The organism is Flavobacterium supellecticarium, assembly GCF_004801375.1.
Classification (GTDB): Bacteria; Bacteroidota; Bacteroidia; order Flavobacteriales; family Flavobacteriaceae; genus Flavobacterium; species Flavobacterium supellecticarium.
In genome coordinates, this window is sequence record NZ_SSNZ01000001.1 from 329,747 (window position 1) to 349,012 (window position 19,266).

Here is a 19,266-nt window from a genome sequence, read left to right on the forward strand (position 1 = left end):
AATATGAAAAATAGCATCATCCTTTTCCTATTTATAACGTCTCAACTCTTCGCACAATCCACCGTAATTTCCGATGATCAATTGGTTACGTTGGTAAAAGTCTGGGGGGTGATTAAATATTACCATCCGGCGGTTTCACAAGGGAAAGTCGATTGGGATAAAACCCTGATTACTACTTTTGAAAACAAATCCAAACGTACCGAAGATCAGATGATCACCGAATGGTTGGAAATAGCCGATAAAGCGGCATTTGAAACGCTTACGCCTCAAAAAGCAATCTGTGACAGTATTACGCTTCGGAATTTTGATATCAAATGGATTGAAAAAGCAAAGCTTAGTACTACCAACAAAACCAGATTGTTACAGTTGATCAACCAACCAAAAAATATTGGAAGCTATTATAGTAATCCGACCTTAAAAAGCATCCGACTTGACAGTCAGAGTGAAAAAGTATATGACGGTTTTTCAACGAATGTTAAACTGTTGGAACTGTTTCGGGTATGGAATGCGATTGCCTATTTTTATCCGTATAAATATCTATTGGATCACCATTGGGATGCCGTGCTGAAAAAATACGTTCCGATTTTTAAAAACATCAAAACCGAACAAGACTATAAATGGGCGATTACCCAACTGACAGCGGAAATCCAGGATACGCATACCAGCTTAAAAAACACCCACCAATATGATGTTTTTGGAAAACTTAGCGCGCCTTTTACGTTTCAGATTGTGGATAAAGGTGTGTTAATTACGGCGATAAAAGACGAAAAGAAAACGCAAAAAGCGACTATTCAGATAGGGGATTTGATTACCAAAATCAACGGGAAATCAGTTCAAAAAATCATAGCTGAAAAATCAAAATATTACCCGGCGTCGAATGTATCGGTACAAATACGGGATGCCTATAATTATTTGTTTAGCGGAAATGAGCCTAGTGTTACGATTGAAGGTGTTACTGAAAGCGGAAAATCATTTAAAACGACTTTAGAACGAATGTCCCGAAACTTTAAAGAAGAATGGGACCAAGAGGGGATTCCGAATTATCATCTGACTTATAATGGTAAGAATTATGAATATCTGATTTGGAATAATGCGAAAAGTCGATTAAATCCTGTTTTTCGATTGGATAATAAGGCTTATGTCGAATTTTCGTCCTTACGCGGAAAAGAAATCGACAGTCTGATGCGTTCCCTTCAGAATACTAAAGGAATTGTGTTCGATTTGCGAGGTTATAATGATGATGGTTCTTTGCTAAAAGTATTTGATCATCTCTTTACAAAACCACAGTTTATCGGCATTAAAACACAACCTGATTTTGAACAACCGGGGAAATTTTGTTTTGTTGATTATATCATTACTAAAGAATATAAATACATCGGGAAAGAAAATCCGGAGGCTTATACAGGTCAGGTGGTGGTTTTAATCAACGAGTACACCCAAAGCGCGGCCGAATTGTGGGCGATGATTTTTAAAAAGGTACCAAATGTCATTTTTGTCGGAAGTCAAACAGCCGGTGCAGATGGCAATATGGTTTCGATAAAATTAACCGATGGCAATGCTCTTTATTTTTCCGGATTGGGAATTTATTATCCCGATGGAACCGAAACGCAGCGTATCGGGATAAAACCTGATGTGATTATTCGACCAACATTAGAAAGTATCCGAAACAAAGAAGACCGTTTGCTGGAAAAAGCGTTTCAACTGATTGACGGGAAATAAAAACGTTTATAAATACGTTTTTTCTAAAAGGAAACTAGTTATATACCATTAAAATTGATACTGGAGCCTACTTCAATATCAGATACTAATCAATTGTTAACTACTTGAATGAAAATAAAATACAACTTAATTGGGATTTTTATATTCCTGTTTAACACCCTTTATGCACAACAGAATCTTGTCGTTACGATTGACGATAGGATGGAAGCGTTAAGTATTTTTTATACGCTGGCAACTGCCGATACATTAGATGTAAAACCTACACCTTCGACTTATTATAAAGATGTTAAAACCTATTTTGAACCGTATAAAAACCATGCATCCTTAAACTGGTATCGGAATTTAGAATCCTGGGATGGTTACGATATGGCTTCGATGGGTTTGTTTTTATCCGATACGTATCCGTTTACTGTAAAAATAAAACCGGAAGTAAAGTATATAAAGAGTACTTCAAATGATGTGTTTTTGCAGCATTTTAATACATTTTATAAAGAATGTAACGTCAAAAAGTTTATCAAAGAGCATCAAAAACAATATCAGTCTGTTTGTAAAACAGTGAACGATTCCGTTCAATCCTCTGCAATTTTAAAAGAAATCAACAACTTTTACGGACAGTCGACCGATGGGAAATTTATAATCTATCTGGATTTATTAAATAATTTAGGAAACAACGCTATTCCTTCGGTAGATCCTTTATTTAAAGGAAAAAGAATGTTCCGATTGGCCTATCTGAACGATACCGCTAAAAATTTAACCGATAACAGTCCGGTACAATTTACACCCTATTTAAACGTAGTTGTCCACGAAATAAGTCATCTGTTTTTAGGAAGCTTTATACAAAAATATGATACGGAATTGTTTGCCATCCGAAGTCTGTTTTTAACAACTACCAAAGGTGAAACGCTTAAAGAATCGGAATGGAAAAACGAATCGGAAGAGCTACTTGTACGCGTTTGTACCGCAAAAATACTCGCGCAAAAATTTGGGAAAGAAGCCGGTTTAAAAGAAATAGAAAATCAGGCGCGCCATTTTAAATTAGCCATACCCTTATATTATTTTATGGAAACCTATTCGACCAATAGAAACTCATTTAAAACGATTCGCGATTTCTATCCGGAGTTATTAGGTTTTTTGCAAAAGAATAAACTTTAAATTTTACGATTATTTATAGCGTTTTGATTTACCATTTTATGAATATAAAAGCACAAATAACTATTATTATTTCTTGACCAAATTCGAATGAAAAAACTGATTTTACTTTTGATTGTAACCGTAACACTGATACGCTGTACTTCCAAAACAACAGAAAATAACGATACCGCAGTAACGGATATCACCACAGAAGCAGAATTAAAAGCTATTGAACAAAGCGGTCGTTCTTTTTACGACTGGTATTTTAAAAATGATTTTCCGAATTGCGAAATTGTAAAAGGAAAAAATGGCTATTGCGTTATGGATACCATATCATATTTTAAAACCCTTCGCAATTTAGGAACTATTTCAGAACAATTTATCCGAAGCGAGAGAGACCGACTTCAGAACTGTGCAGAGTTTATTGAAAACTTCGAATATGAAGAATATCAAAATGTTCAAGTATACGATCCTGGTCATTACTGTTCGTACTTATATACAATGAACTGGCTCGGCAGCGAGGATCCGGCCGCTAAATTCTGGACTCAGAATGTAACGAAAATTAACGATACAACTGCTTCGGTTGCTATTTATATTGCCTATGATATAAGTGGAAATGACAAACAACTGTTATCGACAGTATTTTTAAAGAAGGAAAAAAATAAATGGATGATGACCGAAATCCGGTTAGCAACTAAGGATACTAAGGAAAAAGAACCCGAAGATTTTAGAGGGTCGTGGGCTGGTGGGATTGTAAACCTTTATATTGGCAGCACTTCGATGCGAATTGTATACCACGAACAATGCCGGTACAACTATCCGATAAAAAAGATAAGCGATACCGAGTTTATCATGATTTGGAGTGACGATATGGATTGTAATTTCAATAATCGGACAAGCGAAACGTTCGGATTAAAAAAGGTACCGCAAATCGGAAAACCATTTGCCAAATACAAAATCAAAAATAATATTCTTTATGCCGAATATTATTATCCGGAATGGGTAAATAGCTATACGAATAACGTCGAATATGTTTTTTCTGAGAAGTATTTCAGAATGGAGCGGGAATAAGAAGAAATGATAATCCAATAACGTTAGCAAACCATAAGATCAAAACAATAAAAAAAATATAATTAAATACAAGGCATAATCGCTTATTAATTCTATGAAAATAAACCATTTAGTGGTAATCTCTTTTTTATTCCTGATAGGCTGCAATAGCTCAAATGAAAAAAAAGAAACAAAGACAGCAAAAGCAGTTGATACAAGAGCCGCAACACCAGTTAAAAAAACGCAAGAGGCCGGACTTATTTTACCAGTTGTTGACAGTTTACGGGAATCGGAACAATATTGTTGTGTACTATCGCCCGAATCGGGTTTTACAGTGTATGACAAACCCGGTGGCAAAGCTATTGGAATACTAAAGCGTGAGATCAATAAAGACGATGATCAATCACCATATGGGCTCTATTTTATTTCCGAAAATAGGAAACAGTTAATTGATACTGAAGAATATAAAGAAATCGGTTATGACCTGTTTGCAATTAATTATAACGATATGGTAACAGGTTATGTGCGTGTTTTCGACAGTCGGAAAAGCTATTGGTTACAAATGGACGAAATAAACCGTAAAGGATTTAAAACGGTTAGCTGGATGGAACATCTGTTAAAAGAGCGCACTACTGTTTTAGGATATTATGCCAACGAACCCGGTTTAAAATTGCGGAAAGAACCCAACAGTAACAGCGAAGTGATCCGTACGATCCGAGGTGATCTGTTGGAAATTAAACTTTCCGAAAAAGTTTTTGGACAATGGTGTAAGGCAAACGTCATAAAATATAAAGAACATCCCTGTAATACCGAGTTAAGTGAGTCGGAAAACACAGTGGAACAAACTGAAGGCTGGCTAAAAATTATCGATGATAACGGAGAACCAAACATCTGGAGTTATAGTAAAGGCTGTTAAGAACCGGACAAAAATGTATTTAAGAAAAAAACAATTTTATTTATGGTAATCGAACCATTACTACTTAAATAAAAAACACCAACACTATTCGAATCTGATAATTAAAGATTATAAACTTCCAAACAGTTTGTTTTATCCTAATGACACTAAAAAAACGAATATTATATCTAACAATTACAATAGCTTTAACAGCTTGTCATTCCAAAACAGAAGAAAAAGAGCACACTCTTAATTCGACTATCGGAACTGAAGGTAAAAAACAAGCTGTGGCAAAAAAAACGGAACCTACCGTAAAAAAACATAATTTAAAAAAAATGAAACACTATTTACGATTAACGGGCTTAATTCTATTTTTTGTTTTCAGTTGTAATACCAAAGAAAACGGACAATCCGAACCGAAAACAGCAACAAACGTTACCGACAGTATTAAAAAAGAAACTGCTACTATAACGTCAAAAGAAGAAAAAAGCATACTTGACACTTCTTTTATCGATAAAGAAGGGAAAGAAATAGAAGCGTATCCTATATTTGAATGCAGTGGTACGTTAGTCGAAAACGATTTGGAAACCGATCGCTATGCTGTAGCTATATTTAGTAAAAATATAGAACAATGCTGGAATGGAAAAAGCAAAGTCGTATTAGAACAATTTCTGGATGCTCCCGAAACACAAAACAGACCCTATGTAATAGTTGACGAAATAAATGGAACCGGGAAAAATAAGAAAAGAAGGTTTTCTATGGTTTACCTAAACCTTCCGGATAATGGTGAATATGATGAAAGAGAGAGTTATGTAGCCGATTATGAAGAAAATGGAAAACCCGTGATTACAAAAGTTTACCGAATCTGGAAAATAGATACCCGGGAAGGAAAATTTAAGGAAGTCTTAAAACCTCAAAAGCTAACCTTTAACAATCCGGATTATATGGAATAAAATATATTTTAATAAAGATAAATGATACTCCAATCCTTTTTACGAGTAAGCTATCCGTATTTTGTAGACTAAATATAAAAAAGTAAAACAGAAAGCAACGTGAAAGACATTCAAAAAAACTGTTCAACACTACCATTTCCATGCAAAAAGAGTCGCCAATCGTAAGGAACAACATAAAAATTGTATCCCTGTTTTTTATCGGGATTTTTGTTTTAAAATCATATAATGAATGGAGCGAACCGCTTGTTGTATTCTCCTATATAATGTCCAAATGGGATCTCGAAACCGTTTTATGGTTGCTATCGTTAGTGGTTCTTCCGTCAGGAATCGTCTTGTTCTATATCAACAAGCCACTTGGTTGGTTTCTCTTAGCCTTGTATGCAACACATGCAGCTGTTTTAAATATGGGTACTTTCATTAGCATTATAATTATGGAAACGTCTGTATCGATGCTGTTTAAAGACGGTCCGGCTACACTGGTAATGATCGCTTATGTTTTGCTATCGCTGTTTTTTTTAACGATAATAATAATGTTGTGTAACAAGAATATGCGTGCAGTCTATGGTATCGACAACAGGATTATGATAGGGGTACTTATAATTACAACACTAGTAGCATGTCTGGAGTTATCGCAGCATGTATTTTTTTTAACTTTATAGCAAAAAGAAATGGCAAGTTGTTTTATAATTTATAAAGATGGCAGGTGTTTTTCGAGACGCTGGACCGGCTATGATTCTATTCTTAAAATTGCCATTAACGAATTACAATATATTCCGGATGGTATCCCATTAGCCCAATGGCTGGAGTTACAAATACCTATAGAAAATGAAGAATTGGAAAGCGATTGCGGTTATGGTTTTTACAATGCAAGACTAAATAACTGGACAAACCGATATTTGGATATACGCAGTTTAACGCCCAAAAATCAAATCCTTTTTTGGCAGGCGATAGAAAAAGGCCGAATGCGATTGCTGGAAGAAGGGACGGCTTATTCCGAATTAAATCCCGACTATTTTCAAGCTTTTTATAAGATGTACCAACTGTCCGAAAATGACGAACCACCTATGGAATACAACGATTTAGGAAAAATTGCCGAACCCTGTTTGCATAAAAACGGACCGGGTTGGGTATAATCACTTAGCCCTATCAAAAATTAAAATCAAATGACCATTACTACAGCCATTATACTCGGACTCTTTATTTCTTTTGTATTGATTATTTATATAGTAAAAGGGAACCCTTTCCAATTCAAAAAGAAAAACGATCATCAGGATCTTATCGACAGCATTCAGGAACGAATCGCAAAAGCCAACGGTGCAACGATCGAACACTATGCGCTCGACAACCTGTCTCAGGTAAAAAAACCGGAAGTCGACTTCTATAAAGATGCCGAATTTGTAAATAAAGAATGTACCAATCTGGACGATTTTATCATTAATGATCAACTAAACTCATATGATTTAAGAAAGCTGGCCGATTTAAACGGAATCCAATTGCAAATCCGACAGGGATGGCATCCGTTACTAATTGAAATGCTACAGGAATTAGACCAACAGGGATGGAATAGGAGCGTTTCCTGCATTAAAGAAAAATATGCATCGTTGCGTTTTTACACGCAATGCCAATATGAAGATCCCATTCAGACTATTCTGGAGGAATACGAATACAAATCTGAAAAAGTTTGCGAAACCTGTGGTAAAAAAGGAGAAATCCGGTATAATTCCGGTTGGGACTATGTGGCGTGTCAGGAGCACTATGTAGAAAACCGCGGTGAAGTTACGATCCAGAAAAATGGTTTTATACATAATGACAAATTTTATGAATGGAATAATATAAAAAAGGCTTTGTTCGACAAGGATTTAGATTATAGCGATAAACATCGTTTTTTAAAAATTGAATTAAAAAAACCATATATAGAACCCTCAGGCTGGCCTACCGGTACGATATATATAGCAAATTACGTTACAGGTTTTGGTTCTTTTTTGAATCATATCCCTAAAGGCTTTCCGGGACTGGACTACAACTACATCAAAAATTTCGAAAACCCGGAATTTTGTGAAATCTGCGGTTATAAAGCGGTTTACTTCGATCGATGCGAATGCTGCGAAAGCCTATCCTGGTCGGCCTATCACAAACAATGGAAAACGCAGGATGGTAAAGATGAAAACGAAGAAAAAAGATGGTATTTAAAACACAAACAAATGAATTGGCAGGTAATCGAGGGCGATAAATACGTACCAGCGTATGGTAACTATACTAAAAAACCGGATCATAAAATTCTATATACCGAGCTGGAATTTCAGGATTATTTAAACAAGGAAGATTTATATCCGGAAGATTAAAAAGTAAAAAAGATGAGTTATATAATGGTAGACATAGAATCCGACGGGCCTATTCCCGGGGATTATTCCATGATTTCATTTGGAGCTGTTCTTGTGGATGAGCATTTGGATAAAACCTTTTATGGTCAGTTACAACCGATTTCCGAAAAATGGGTTCCCGAAGCCTTAGCCGTTTCCGGATTTAGTCGGGAAGAAACCTTAAGTTTTGACGCACCTCAGAAAGTCATGCAGGATTTTGCCAACTGGATTAAAGAACATTCCAAAGGACAAGCGGTTTTTATCAGCGATAATAACGGTTTTGACTGGATGTTTATCTGTTGGTATTTTCATCATTTCCTGGAAAAAAATCCGTTTGGACATAGTTCGCAAAATCTGGGAAGTTTGTATAAAGGCGTGGTAAAAGATATGTTTCAGAATTTTAAACATTTACGGGTCACCAAGCACACCCATCATCCTGTTGACGATGCCAAAGGGAATGCCGAAGCCTTACTAACGATCAAAAAAACGTTTGATTTAAAGATTAGTTTGAAGTAAATAAAAGTACGATACACCAGAATAAAAAATTAACAAAACGATTATGAAACAAATAAGAACACCACTATTACGCTTTGCATTCCTTTCTATTATGGGATTAGCTACTAAATCCTTCGGTCAAAGCACAGAATATACGGAATGGTATTTACGAACGCCCGATAGCCTCGATGCTTACAATCAGGATATTTATGTACGTGAAACCGGTACCGGAAAAGATACTGTTGTGGTGATTCACGGAGGATTTGGTGCCAATCACGATTATATGCTCGACGCAATCAAAGGGCTGGAAACCAAATACCATTTTGTATTGTATGATCAGCGTGGTTCTTTACTTTCGCCTGCACCAAAAGAAAAATTAACCTTTCAAAAAAATGTAGGCGATCTGGATTTACTTATCAAACAACTTGGTGGAAAAAAAGTTAAAATTATGGCGCATTCCATGGGAACATTGGTCGCGATGGAATATGTAAAACAACATCCCGAGAAGGTCTCAAATCTGGTTTTAATTGGCGCGATACTTCCACAATCGGATAGTATCGGAAGTGTATTTTCAAAACGGTCGCAGGAACAGATTAAATTCCTGAGTACAAGGCCGGAAGTTAAAAACGTACCTATTTATAAAAAGTATATAGCCTCCAAAAGACAGTTAACCAGCGACAGGGAAAGGTCGGATTTTAACCGAATGGTTTTTGCAATGTCTAATATCTACAAGATAGATCGCTACAAACTAATGCGCGGTGGTTTTCATTATTATAAAGAAGACGCATCTGTTATGGTTGAAACTGTTGACTGGAAATACGATTACAGAAAGTCTCTTCATGATAATGCAAAAACGACCATTATTTTTGGACAGTATGATTTTCTGGATTTTAACGGAGAAGTATATAAGGGACTAATCAAAGAATATCCTAAGATTAATTTTAAATTGATACCATTAGCGGGACATAATATCTGGGTCGATGAGCCGGAACGGTTTAAAAAAGAGTTGGATAAAGCCTTAAAACAATAATTTTACCGGATTTATTTTCCTTGTGCTCACGTATTTAAAAGAAACATTATATAAAACGAACCATCAAATGGTAAAACATTTTTTAAAGTATAAATTGATAGGCCTACTTCTTTTGATTTTCCTTATAACCTCCTGCAATCAACAAAATAAAGAAAGCAAGGTTGAAGAAGTAAAAAATTATGATGAAAAAGGAAAACGAATCGTCTATAACGAAGATGTATATACTGAGATGTGGCGTAAAAACAAAAATCTGGATGTTACGGTTATTGATACCTTTTGTATCAATCAAAAAGCGCGCGCCATTCGGGATATTAAAAATGGGAAACTAATTTATTTTGATTTTCATCCGCTGGAATTGGATAAAATGGCCAGAATATTAAGCCATTACGGAATTGAAACGCAAGAACAATTAAGAAGATATGTAAAAATTACAGGTTTTGAGCCGTATTGTTATGAATTCGAAATGCATCGGGAAATAAGTAGAAAATTCGGTGAAAAATTTATTGATTCTATTTTTAGAGTGGCACAAAAAGAATACATATTGGAAAACCCAAACGAAGAATATATTGAAGACGGAATCGATTTACGGGAAAAATACCTGAAAAAGAAATAATCAATGCTCAGGGAGCTTAGGTATGGAAATTTTGAAACACGAAACAAAATATATTTTTAGAGTCATTACTATAAATCTGATAATCGCCATTTTGATTATGCTGATTTTAATTGATTTTGATTTTACTTCATTACTAGAATTTTTTATCGATTTTTCACTTAATTTTTTAATCGGAATTACGGGATTATATGCTACAGGCTATGTTATAGGTCAAAATCTGTATAAATTCAAAAGGAATAAATATACTGTTGCACATGGAATTCTTTCCATTTTTGGTGTTCTGTTTTTGGGAACCCTATTGGGTGCTACAGTAGGGTTTATTCAGGAAGGCCTTCCAAATGGGAATGAATATTGTTTAAAAGACGAGCTATTTGATTATTTTGCCAAACCATTGTTTTTAATTTTTTTATTTGGATTTTTTCCGACCCTGATTAGTGGCATTTTGTTAGGGATACGATTAAGAAAAGATTTGTAGTTGAATACTATATAAAACTAAACAGGCTGTCCATTATAGACAGCCTGCTTTGATAGTGAAACCCGACCGGGTTTTAAAAACCTGTCGGGTTTGTTTTTAAAATTATTTAATTACGATTTTCTGAACTTCTTTACGTTCACCATCCTGAACGGTTACCAGATAGATTCCGGTTTGAGCGTTGCGTAATTCCAGATTTTGGTTAAATAAACCGGTATTCTGGAACGACTGGTTAAAGATTTCTCTTCCACGGATATCGTGTACGTTTACTTTGATCTCATTTGCAGAAGCCGATTTAAACGAAATCGTAAAGTTACCGTTGTTTGGATTCGGGAAAATGGCGAAATCCTGTAAACCAAAACTTTCCGTACCCAAAAGAGCCGTCTGATAACATACTTCTACCGACCATGAATTTAAATTCCCGGTATCGCCCTGGAAATAATCGTTGATCAATAATTGCCAGTTACCGTTTGATGGCTTACCATTTAAAGCGGCCAACGGTTGGTTTGGTGCAAAAGTTCCAGTGGTGATAGGAGCCGCACAAACAATACTTGGAGAGCCATCATTAAAATTGATATTAAAACCATCCTGATCATTACAAATACGGCTTGCTAAAATTACTTCCGTTCCGTCAGGGTGTTTTAATCGGGTGATCAAGTCACGGATCCATTGGTGTGTAACATTTACGTTTACATTTACATCTGTAAGGGTTTGTGCGGCCGTAATATTCAGGTTTGACGTTAATGTTGGACCTGCTGTAGACGTGTTTGGATTTGGTCCGTCCGGAATAGCGCTAACCGTATTGTTTGTAAACGTTTCACAAGAGTTTGTAATCGTATAACCAACAGCAATATTTTTAGACAAAGCGTAGAAAATATTTCCAACCGCTTCTACCATAATACGACAATAAGGCGCTGCAGTATTCGGAACAGTGATTACTTCCGATCCATCGTTAGGGGTATTAGCCACCAATGTCGTAAAAGTAGCACCGTTATCCATTGATATTTTAATGTTCACATTTGCGGTATTGATTCCGTTTGCGGTTGTACCGGCTACATCCCAGGTAACGGTTTGTGAAGAACCTCGTTCCCAGGAAACGTTAGCCGTTGCAGGCGATGTAATACGGAATGGTCCTGTATTGGCAAACGTTACGGTCATATCGCCACGTCCGGTCTGACCTCCATTAGGAGCGCGGTTATCGCGAACGGTTAAGGCAAAATTCATCGTACGGGCAACATTCGGAACAACTTCCCATGTTGGGGTAAGATTTCCGGCTAAAACATCTTCGAAACGCGGCATATAGCGGTTTGGCGATGTTGATGGTGGTAACGATCGGAAATTTGGTCCTGTAGTAGCTGTAGCAGTTGGCGGTTGTGTTGATACCTGATTATTGGTTTGTTCCCAACAGTACGTAAGCGATTCCCCGGCAGTATCGGTTGCACTTCCTTTTAAAATAAAAGCAGTTCCATAAGGAATGGTATAATTCGCACCGGCATTCACCACAGGAGCGGCATTACCGTTGTTGGTTGTTACGGCACAGTTTCCACCGGCGTTTACAAATGTTTGCATCTGAGCAATACTTACTGTATGAAAATGCGCGTCGGAATGTTCCTGTACGTTAGGAGCACAGATTCCGGCATATCCCATAATCGTACTGGCACTTCCCGGTTCTACAGCAGTAGCATCGGTACGGTTACATGCATTATTTTGCGTATGGGTAGCTCCGTATTGGTGCCCCATTTCGTGTGCCACATAATCGATATCAAACGGATCTCCAACCGGGTTTGGCTGACCGGTGATTCCTCTGGCTTTATTTGCCGAACAGGGCGAGTTTAATTGTGCAATACCCGAATCGGTAGTACAAACTCCGTGACCGATATCGTAGTTAGCCGCGCCGATAGCAGCATCAACAATTGGCTGAATTTCGTTGATCATTTGTGGTGAATTGGTAAAATTATCACTGTCAATATAGATGATCAAATCATTATTAGCAACGATATTCATATGAAGGGACATGTCTCTTTCATAAAGACCATTTACACGCGTCATCGTTACGTTCATAGCGGCTAAAACTGCTGCTTTTTTCTGAGCCGTTGTCCCGCCACTTAAACCAGCAGCATTTACATGGTAAGCGGCATATTCGATTGTACAAGCCATAGCCAAACGGTACACGCGGTATTTGCCATCGCTGGCCATTGCCGTCTCAGGACTGTTGATCAATCTTCCGGAAACTGCTTCATGATCGTCCTGAACCATACAAGAAAAAGCGCGGTTTGGTTGTAAATCTTTTTTGCTATATATAATGTAGTTATTCAAATCTTTGGTATACGGATCGATATAAGACGTTCCTGTTTTACCGGATAATGTCATGGTGTGTAATCCGAAAAGTGTTAAACTGAAATTGATGGTTGCAGTAGGATCGTCAATCCCTTTACCGATATACGATTTGATTCCCGGATATTTTGCGGCCAATTCTGCTTCCATAACCGGAGATTCATAGATTTGATAATTCTCTATTTTACCATTTGGAGCAGGGAAGGAGAGGACTAGCGCCGAAGGTGCATTGGAACGCATCGGAGCCATTTCCAATTTTGCTTTTAATGCTGGTAGGTCAAGTGAAAACAATTGGAAATTCTGAGGTTGCGAGGCTCGTTCCACTTTTTCATACATTCGTAGCCGTTCGGGGCTGACTTTTGTCCACAATGAACTCTGACCATAAGATGACGCAAACAGACAGAAACTGGCTGCGACATAGAGTAGTTTTTTTTTCATTAGTTTTAATTTTTAAGGGTGTTATTTAGTCATTTGTCATAAAAATACATTTTTAAATTTAATTCATTGATTAAAACAGTTGTTTTTAATTGAAAAAATAGAATTATGAGTACAAAAACAATAAAATAAGAAATTTATAAATTAGTATATCAAAGTATTAAAAAAACAGAAAAATTATTGTAGCAAGAATATTTGTGATGAAAACTTTAAAGGATAATGAGGTCATAATACTGTAAAAAAAGATCGTCAAAGATTCGAAATAGAGAAAGCAAAAGTAATTTTAAGTCGATATATATGAATCAGGATTAATCACTAAATCACGCGCTATCCTCATGAAAACGACATTACTTATTTTATGCTATTTAAGCAGTATTCCTTTTTTCTCTCAAGTAGGAGTCAATACAGTTGTACCAAAAAGTAGTTTAGACATCGTTGGTAAATTAGGAATTATGGATATTGATGGGTTGCTCGCACCAAGACTAACACTTGATCAACTAACTTTAAAAGGTGATGCCTTATACCAATCCGATCAGGATGGTACGATTATTTATATTACAGATAGTACCGGAGGTAATACTTCAGGACAAAGAAAAAATATAAATTTTCCGGGTTATTATTATTTTGACAATAACCGGAATAGTTGGCAAAAAATGATGATCAAAAGTGATGCTTCGATAAAAGCGATTCGAATAATCAATGCGTCATCGGATAATACTGTTGAACCAGACGATGAAGTTATCTTTGTAACCACTGTTACCGTTGGTAGTATTACTTTCCCGACCACAAATCCAATTGGAAAAACCTATATCATCCGGTATGATGGTACACCCAATACTACACTAGTTTTTAATAATTTAAGTTATCTTCCCGATTCCTGGATCGGAATTAACGCTAGTAGTAGCGGTGTTTATAAAAATACTGTAAAAGCAAGAAGCAGTGTTACAGTTCTATACACAGGTACTATTTGGATTCAGATTGGAGGAGCAGATCAGCAGTAAAAAGCAATATTTAAAGATCCATAATTAGCCGAACCGCTAATGATTATAGGATCGTCAGATAATGGATCGATCAACATTAGTTTGGCATGGATATAAGGAACAAATACATTTAGACCTAATTCTTTTGTTGTCAATTCTTTATTCCGTTGGTATAGAGCATTATTGATGGTTGCACCTCAAGCCTGATATTTTATAATTGTGAATAGATGAATTAAGTTAATACGAAATCGGGAGCAAAATGGAAAAGAGTCTTTTTTATAATTAAGGCGTTTTTTGTCCACAATGAAATAATAATATTTTTTTATTTTACATAATGTATATTATAGTTCAAATATAAACAAAGAGAATTAAGGACGTAAGCACTTGGTTTGAATCTTTTCCTGTATTTAAAGAGAATTCTATATTCCATATGAGTTTGATTGATTTAGAATGCTACAATGGTTTACTTTTCAACTTTACTTTGTGGCAAAAAATCTCGTATTCTGAAAAAATTTTCGGTTTTTGTTTTTTACGCTATTTATAAACTATAATCAGGGCTTAAATTTTCGTTCAAAATTGTGCAACTATTTTTTTGATCCTATATATCTGGAATTGTACGATTTGAATTGCATCAGATTTTTAAATTTTAATTTTGATGTGCGCATTCCGGCACGGAATCATTATTCTTTAAGCTAAAGAATCCTACCAATTGGATCTTTATTAATCCGCTCAGATTCTTTTTAGCATTTACCATTGTTAAATATAAAAGCCATCCGGTATACTTTTGATTGTTTATTACTCCTCTAATGTTTTCTATTTTACATAATGTAAAAGTTTTCTATTTCGTAGGCATTTACAATTGCATCCACTTATTTGTTTTTATAAAACTCTTCCGCTAGGATATTCAATTGATATCAGGGATGTTTTATGGGTAAAACGGATAATTTAGGAATAAGATTTTCCGCTATACAGCGCATTATTTTAACAAAAATAGTATATTTGAGACTATGACACATATCAATACACCAAACAAGAGAATACACCAGAGACGTAACATTAAACGTTTCCGCGAAATGCTGGGCATCAAACAGGAAGCATTGGCTTTTGAACTGGGCGACAACTGGAATCAGAAAAAAATATCACTACTCGAACAAACCGAAACTGTTGAAAAACAGGTTTTAGAACAAGTCGCCAAAATTCTAAATGTTCCGACTCAGGCTATTGAAAGTTTTGATGTGGAGCAAGCGATTAATGTTATTTCTAATACAATCAATAATAATGATAATGCCACAATGACTAATCCGGCAGTATTTAATTATCAGCCTTCTTTCAATCCTCTTGACAAAATGGTAGAACTTTACGAACGTATGCTTCAGCAACAACAGGAAATGATTGAGAAATTGGAGAGGTTGATTGGAAAGAAATAAACATAACTCATTCAAATTATAAACATATGAAAGAAAACTTCAGAAAAGCATTGGTTAATATTGCTCGACATGGAGATACAGATATTTTCCCTTTTCCTTTTGAAAGGCATTTGTTTGAAGAAAAGCAGAATGAAACTTTAGCAATTCTAGAATCTTATCATGCAAATATTTATGATGCTATAAGTTCGTCTCCAGTACTTACATTAGTCAAATTAAGTCAGGTTGGGTACTATGGTTTTAGACAAGCAACTCTTATTGAACCTTTTTGGAATGCTTATTTTCTTGGGTTAGTTATTTCGATAGCAGAAGATATTGAAAAAAAGAGAATTAAAGAGGAAGACAAGAATATCTATTCGTATCGTTTCGAATGGGATGAAGCTTCTGGTTCATTATTTAAGAATACAACTTGGATTGACTATAAAAAACAATGTATTGAGAATGCAAAAGAGTACAAATATGTATTACAAACGGACATTTCTAATTTTTATCCAAGAATCAATCATCACAAATTAGAAAATGAATTAAAGCGCATTGACACAACTAATTCAGTTACAACAAATTTAATGAAACTGCTAAGTGCTTTCACTGGAACAATTTCTTATGGGCTTCCCGTTGGTGGTCCTGCATCAAGAATACTTGCTGAGCTTGCGCTAAATCATTCTGACTTTAATTTAAAATCCCGAGATATAAAGTTTTGTAGATATGCAGATGACTATACTATCTTTTGTAAAGATGAATCTGAAGCATATAAAACTTTAATTTTTCTTTCAGAGAAGCTTTCAAATGACCAACTTGGACTTCAAAAGGATAAAACAAAAATAATGACTTCTGAGGAATTCATAGATATTCATAAATTTTTAGACCCTCAGCCAAACGATGCAAATCCAGAAGAAGAACAAAAATTACTGAATATATCTATTAGATTTGACCCTTATTCTGCAACAGCAGTTGAAGATTATGAATATTTAAAAGAAGCAATTAAGGAAATTGATATTATAAGTATACTGTCTAAGGAGGTTAATAAAACTCGTATTGACCAAACAGTTACTAAACAGGCGATTAACTCAATAAAAGTATTAAATCCTGAAAGTCAAGTTCAAGCAGTAAAAATATTATTAGACCATAGTAACCTTGTTACTTTGTCTCCTGTTCTTACTTCTATTATGCGCTCTGTTAGAAGTATTTATATGGAATTAAGTGATGAAGGGAAAAACATTGTCGATAATTCATTGATTGACTTATTTAAAAATCAAAGCTTCTTGACAAAGATAGAAATGAATGTTACTTATATGGTTCAAATTTTATCAATTCGTCATTCTGCTGTAAAAGAAACCCTATTTATCAAATTATTTGAAACAGAGACTAATCATTTTTTAAAAAGGCAAATAATAATTGCAATGTCAAATTGGGGTTGTCATTATTGGATCGTCGATATAAAAAACAATTTTACCGCTCTTACAAACTGGGAAAGACGTGCTATGATTTATGCATCATATTTTTTAGGAGACGAAGGAAAACATTGGAGAAACCACAATAAAAAATCTTTTAGTAAAGAAGAAATTCTAATTAGGGATTGGTTTTCAGATAGAATACAAGCAAATAAAAATATTCTTGTATGATAAGTGAAAGAGAAATAGCTGAAAAATTTACAGTAATTTGGAAACAGAATTTTCCACTTCTAACGTCTGGCTATATAAGGGTATTTAATGCTACTCAGCTAGAGAGCATTAACTCTAAACCTGTTCCTACAAATGATAATGTTAGATATGACCTTGTTTCCGAATCTGCGTTCAATCTTTCTAATATTGCAAAATCAGAAAGCTGTACGCCCTCAGAATATTTATCAAATACTTCCAACAAAGAGAAACTTATAGCAAGTACCGCAAAAAGCATTTGGAAATCTGGGAATTTCAAAAAAGAAGACTTAACTCTATCTAAAGATGAACTAGAAGGTATAGTTCTTATTTCTAAAAACATATTAGAATTTATCCGAAAGGTTGGAGATAATAATATTATATTTAAACCAAAATTAAAGGGTTATAGCTTCATCCCAGACCTTGTTGCTGATATTTCAATTGGTGATACGTTATATGAAATAAAAACAGTAAACCGAAATTTTCAATCGAGTGATCTAAAGCAGCTACTCATATATTTAGCTTTGAAACAAGTCAGTGAACAAACTACTTGGTCATATGCTGGACTTTATAATCCTAGAAAAGGTACATATTGTAGATTCAATGTAAGGAACCTAGTTTATAATATATCTGGAGGAAAAACTCCGAATGAAGCTTTTGAAGGCTTACTAAACGGGCTTGTTAGAGATATAGAAATAGATAGTAAATTTTAAAATTGTTTATTGACAATTTATAAGAAATAAACAAGTTAACAGATAGGTCTTACAAGCTTTTTCTTTTATCCCTTATATGTCGCCTTTATAATCATTCCTTAGAAAAGACAGAAAAAATATCAGATTTTGTTAGTAAAAAAAATATAAAACCTTATTTTTGCATACCTATAAAAAATGCAACCTAAAATTCAACTGATAGTACTGTGGAAAATCCAACTGCACAAAAATTAATCAATAAAATCCAACTTGACCTGTTCAAAACCGGATTTGATGCCGAGACATTAATTGGAGATTTAAAAAAATTACGCGAATTAGCTTTAGAAGAGCAAAATCCTGTTCTGGTTAAAGCAATACGTTTAACGTACGAACATATTGAAGAAAACAACGCATTTTTAATTGCGATTCCGGACGATGAGCCACTAGAAGATTCAGAAGAAAACGAATCGGAAATCGTACGCCCGGAAGAAACCGATATTGAAAGCCTGGAATATTTGATTTCATTATTTTCGGATCTGAAAAATAAAAACAATATCTCTGACTTAAGAGAATACAACAAAGCATTTTTGGCTTTTTAAAAATAGAATCCAATTTTACATACGATAAAAACTGTACTCAAAATAGTACAGTTTTTTTATATCTTTTAGTGAATAATTAACGAATTTTCTGCTTTTCTGTTATACATTTGGCGCAACAAAACCCGGAGTTACTCCCGGTTTTTTTAGAACTCATTATCAACTATTTAATACTAAAATAATGTTGCGTTTCTTTAAAATCATCGCCTTTTTGGAAGGTATTTCCCTCCTACTCCTACTATTTGTAGCCATGCCTCTAAAATATATGTACGACAAACCGGAAATGGTTCGTATGGTTGGAATGGCTCACGGATTATTGTTTATCGGTTATATCGTTTTGGCGAGTATGCTAAAAATGGAAGAAAACTGGTCGCTAAAAAAATACCTTATTGTTTGTGTCGCTTCGGTAATTCCGTTTGGGACGTTTTATGTTGAGAAAAAAATTCTGTAAAT

19 protein-coding genes are annotated in these 19,266 nt (G+C 35.0%); 18 read left to right on the plus strand and 1 reads right to left on the minus strand.

Annotated elements, in window-relative coordinates; genetic code table 11:
- Positions 1-3: 3 nt before the first annotated feature.
- The 12 genes from E6C50_RS01655 (at position 4) to E6C50_RS01710 (ending at position 10,721) form a co-directional block, all read left to right on the plus strand.
- On the plus strand, positions 4-1,719 hold the full coding sequence (locus tag E6C50_RS01655; RefSeq protein ID WP_136401463.1) for a S41 family peptidase: 1,716 nt from the start codon (positions 4-6) through the stop codon (positions 1,717-1,719).
- 108 nt (positions 1,720-1,827) lie between these two features.
- The gene (locus E6C50_RS01660) at positions 1,828-2,871 is read left to right on the plus strand and encodes a DUF4932 domain-containing protein (RefSeq protein WP_136401464.1); all 1,044 of its coding nucleotides are present in this window, start codon (positions 1,828-1,830) and stop codon (positions 2,869-2,871) included.
- 87 nt (positions 2,872-2,958) lie between these two features.
- Positions 2,959-3,921 (plus strand): hypothetical protein, encoded by a 963-nt coding sequence (locus tag E6C50_RS01665; RefSeq protein WP_136401465.1) that lies wholly within the window; start codon positions 2,959-2,961, stop codon positions 3,919-3,921.
- Positions 3,922-4,015: 94 nt separating this feature from the next.
- Positions 4,016-4,816, plus strand: coding sequence for a hypothetical protein (locus tag E6C50_RS01670; RefSeq protein ID WP_136401466.1), 801 nt, complete (start codon positions 4,016-4,018; stop codon positions 4,814-4,816).
- Positions 4,817-5,130: 314 nt separating this feature from the next.
- The gene (locus E6C50_RS01675; protein WP_136401467.1) at positions 5,131-5,748 is read left to right on the plus strand and encodes a hypothetical protein; all 618 of its coding nucleotides are present in this window, start codon (positions 5,131-5,133) and stop codon (positions 5,746-5,748) included.
- 140 nt (positions 5,749-5,888) lie between these two features.
- The gene (locus tag E6C50_RS01680; protein ID WP_136401468.1) at positions 5,889-6,407 is read left to right on the plus strand and encodes a hypothetical protein; all 519 of its coding nucleotides are present in this window, start codon (positions 5,889-5,891) and stop codon (positions 6,405-6,407) included.
- 9 nt (positions 6,408-6,416) lie between these two features.
- The gene (locus E6C50_RS01685) at positions 6,417-6,881 is read left to right on the plus strand and encodes a hypothetical protein (protein ID WP_136401469.1); all 465 of its coding nucleotides are present in this window, start codon (positions 6,417-6,419) and stop codon (positions 6,879-6,881) included.
- A 30-nt stretch (positions 6,882-6,911) separates the two neighbouring features.
- Positions 6,912-8,090 carry a hypothetical protein gene (locus E6C50_RS01690; RefSeq protein ID WP_136401470.1) on the plus strand — a complete coding sequence of 393 codons (1,179 nt, stop codon included), beginning with the start codon at positions 6,912-6,914 and terminating at the stop codon, positions 8,088-8,090.
- Between the two features lie 12 nt (positions 8,091-8,102).
- Positions 8,103-8,624, plus strand: a complete 522-nt coding sequence (locus tag E6C50_RS01695) for a 3'-5' exoribonuclease domain-containing protein (protein WP_136401471.1) — start codon at positions 8,103-8,105, stop codon at positions 8,622-8,624.
- A gap of 43 nt (positions 8,625-8,667) precedes the next feature.
- On the plus strand, positions 8,668-9,633 hold the full coding sequence (locus E6C50_RS01700) for an alpha/beta fold hydrolase (protein WP_136401472.1): 966 nt from the start codon (positions 8,668-8,670) through the stop codon (positions 9,631-9,633).
- Between the two features lie 67 nt (positions 9,634-9,700).
- Positions 9,701-10,246, plus strand: coding sequence for a hypothetical protein (locus tag E6C50_RS01705; protein ID WP_136401473.1), 546 nt, complete (start codon positions 9,701-9,703; stop codon positions 10,244-10,246).
- Positions 10,247-10,277: 31 nt separating this feature from the next.
- Complete coding sequence (locus E6C50_RS01710; RefSeq protein ID WP_136401474.1) at positions 10,278-10,721, plus strand: hypothetical protein; 444 nt, start codon at positions 10,278-10,280, stop codon at positions 10,719-10,721.
- 102 nt (positions 10,722-10,823) lie between these two features.
- Here the strand turns inward: E6C50_RS01710 and E6C50_RS01715 are convergent, their stop codons facing one another.
- A complete protein-coding gene (locus E6C50_RS01715) occupies positions 10,824-13,490 on the minus strand; it encodes a T9SS type A sorting domain-containing protein (RefSeq protein ID WP_136401475.1) in 2,667 nt (888 codons plus the stop codon).
- A gap of 332 nt (positions 13,491-13,822) precedes the next feature.
- Here E6C50_RS01715 and E6C50_RS01720 point away from each other — a divergent pair, with 332 nt between their 5' ends.
- From E6C50_RS01720 to E6C50_RS01745, 6 genes are all read left to right on the plus strand, one after another.
- Positions 13,823-14,488 (plus strand): hypothetical protein, encoded by a 666-nt coding sequence (locus E6C50_RS01720; protein WP_136401476.1) that lies wholly within the window; start codon positions 13,823-13,825, stop codon positions 14,486-14,488.
- A gap of 986 nt (positions 14,489-15,474) precedes the next feature.
- Complete coding sequence (locus tag E6C50_RS01725) at positions 15,475-15,894, plus strand: helix-turn-helix domain-containing protein (RefSeq protein ID WP_136401477.1); 420 nt, start codon at positions 15,475-15,477, stop codon at positions 15,892-15,894.
- A gap of 26 nt (positions 15,895-15,920) precedes the next feature.
- The gene (locus E6C50_RS01730) at positions 15,921-17,513 is read left to right on the plus strand and encodes an RNA-directed DNA polymerase (protein WP_211089510.1); all 1,593 of its coding nucleotides are present in this window, start codon (positions 15,921-15,923) and stop codon (positions 17,511-17,513) included.
- The gene (locus E6C50_RS01735) at positions 17,510-18,241 is read left to right on the plus strand and encodes a hypothetical protein (protein WP_136401478.1); all 732 of its coding nucleotides are present in this window, start codon (positions 17,510-17,512) and stop codon (positions 18,239-18,241) included. Before E6C50_RS01730 ends, E6C50_RS01735 begins: the two co-directional genes overlap by 4 nt.
- Before the next feature lie 203 nt (positions 18,242-18,444).
- Positions 18,445-18,816 carry a hypothetical protein gene (locus E6C50_RS01740; protein ID WP_136401479.1) on the plus strand — a complete coding sequence of 124 codons (372 nt, stop codon included), beginning with the start codon at positions 18,445-18,447 and terminating at the stop codon, positions 18,814-18,816.
- 178 nt (positions 18,817-18,994) lie between these two features.
- Complete coding sequence (locus E6C50_RS01745; protein ID WP_136401480.1) at positions 18,995-19,264, plus strand: DUF3817 domain-containing protein; 270 nt, start codon at positions 18,995-18,997, stop codon at positions 19,262-19,264.
- Positions 19,265-19,266: the final 2 nt, after the last annotated feature.

Coding starts and splice junctions, on each gene's coding strand:
- E6C50_RS01655 (WP_136401463.1), top strand. CDS start 4: ATGAAAAATAGCATCATCCTTTTCCTATTTATAACGTCTCAACTCTTC.
- E6C50_RS01660 (WP_136401464.1), top strand. CDS start 1,828: ATGAAAATAAAATACAACTTAATTGGGATTTTTATATTCCTGTTTAAC.
- E6C50_RS01665 (WP_136401465.1), top strand. CDS start 2,959: ATGAAAAAACTGATTTTACTTTTGATTGTAACCGTAACACTGATACGC.
- E6C50_RS01670 (WP_136401466.1), top strand. CDS start 4,016: ATGAAAATAAACCATTTAGTGGTAATCTCTTTTTTATTCCTGATAGGC.
- E6C50_RS01675 (WP_136401467.1), top strand. CDS start 5,131: ATGAAACACTATTTACGATTAACGGGCTTAATTCTATTTTTTGTTTTC.
- E6C50_RS01680 (WP_136401468.1), top strand. CDS start 5,889: ATGCAAAAAGAGTCGCCAATCGTAAGGAACAACATAAAAATTGTATCC.
- E6C50_RS01685 (WP_136401469.1), top strand. CDS start 6,417: ATGGCAAGTTGTTTTATAATTTATAAAGATGGCAGGTGTTTTTCGAGA.
- E6C50_RS01690 (WP_136401470.1), top strand. CDS start 6,912: ATGACCATTACTACAGCCATTATACTCGGACTCTTTATTTCTTTTGTA.
- E6C50_RS01695 (WP_136401471.1), top strand. CDS start 8,103: ATGAGTTATATAATGGTAGACATAGAATCCGACGGGCCTATTCCCGGG.
- E6C50_RS01700 (WP_136401472.1), top strand. CDS start 8,668: ATGAAACAAATAAGAACACCACTATTACGCTTTGCATTCCTTTCTATT.
- E6C50_RS01705 (WP_136401473.1), top strand. CDS start 9,701: ATGGTAAAACATTTTTTAAAGTATAAATTGATAGGCCTACTTCTTTTG.
- E6C50_RS01715 (WP_136401475.1), bottom strand. CDS start 13,490: ATGAAAAAAAAACTACTCTATGTCGCAGCCAGTTTCTGTCTGTTTGCG.
- E6C50_RS01720 (WP_136401476.1), top strand. CDS start 13,823: ATGAAAACGACATTACTTATTTTATGCTATTTAAGCAGTATTCCTTTT.
- E6C50_RS01725 (WP_136401477.1), top strand. CDS start 15,475: ATGACACATATCAATACACCAAACAAGAGAATACACCAGAGACGTAAC.
- E6C50_RS01730 (WP_211089510.1), top strand. CDS start 15,921: ATGAAAGAAAACTTCAGAAAAGCATTGGTTAATATTGCTCGACATGGA.
- E6C50_RS01735 (WP_136401478.1), top strand. CDS start 17,510: ATGATAAGTGAAAGAGAAATAGCTGAAAAATTTACAGTAATTTGGAAA.
- E6C50_RS01745 (WP_136401480.1), top strand. CDS start 18,995: ATGTTGCGTTTCTTTAAAATCATCGCCTTTTTGGAAGGTATTTCCCTC.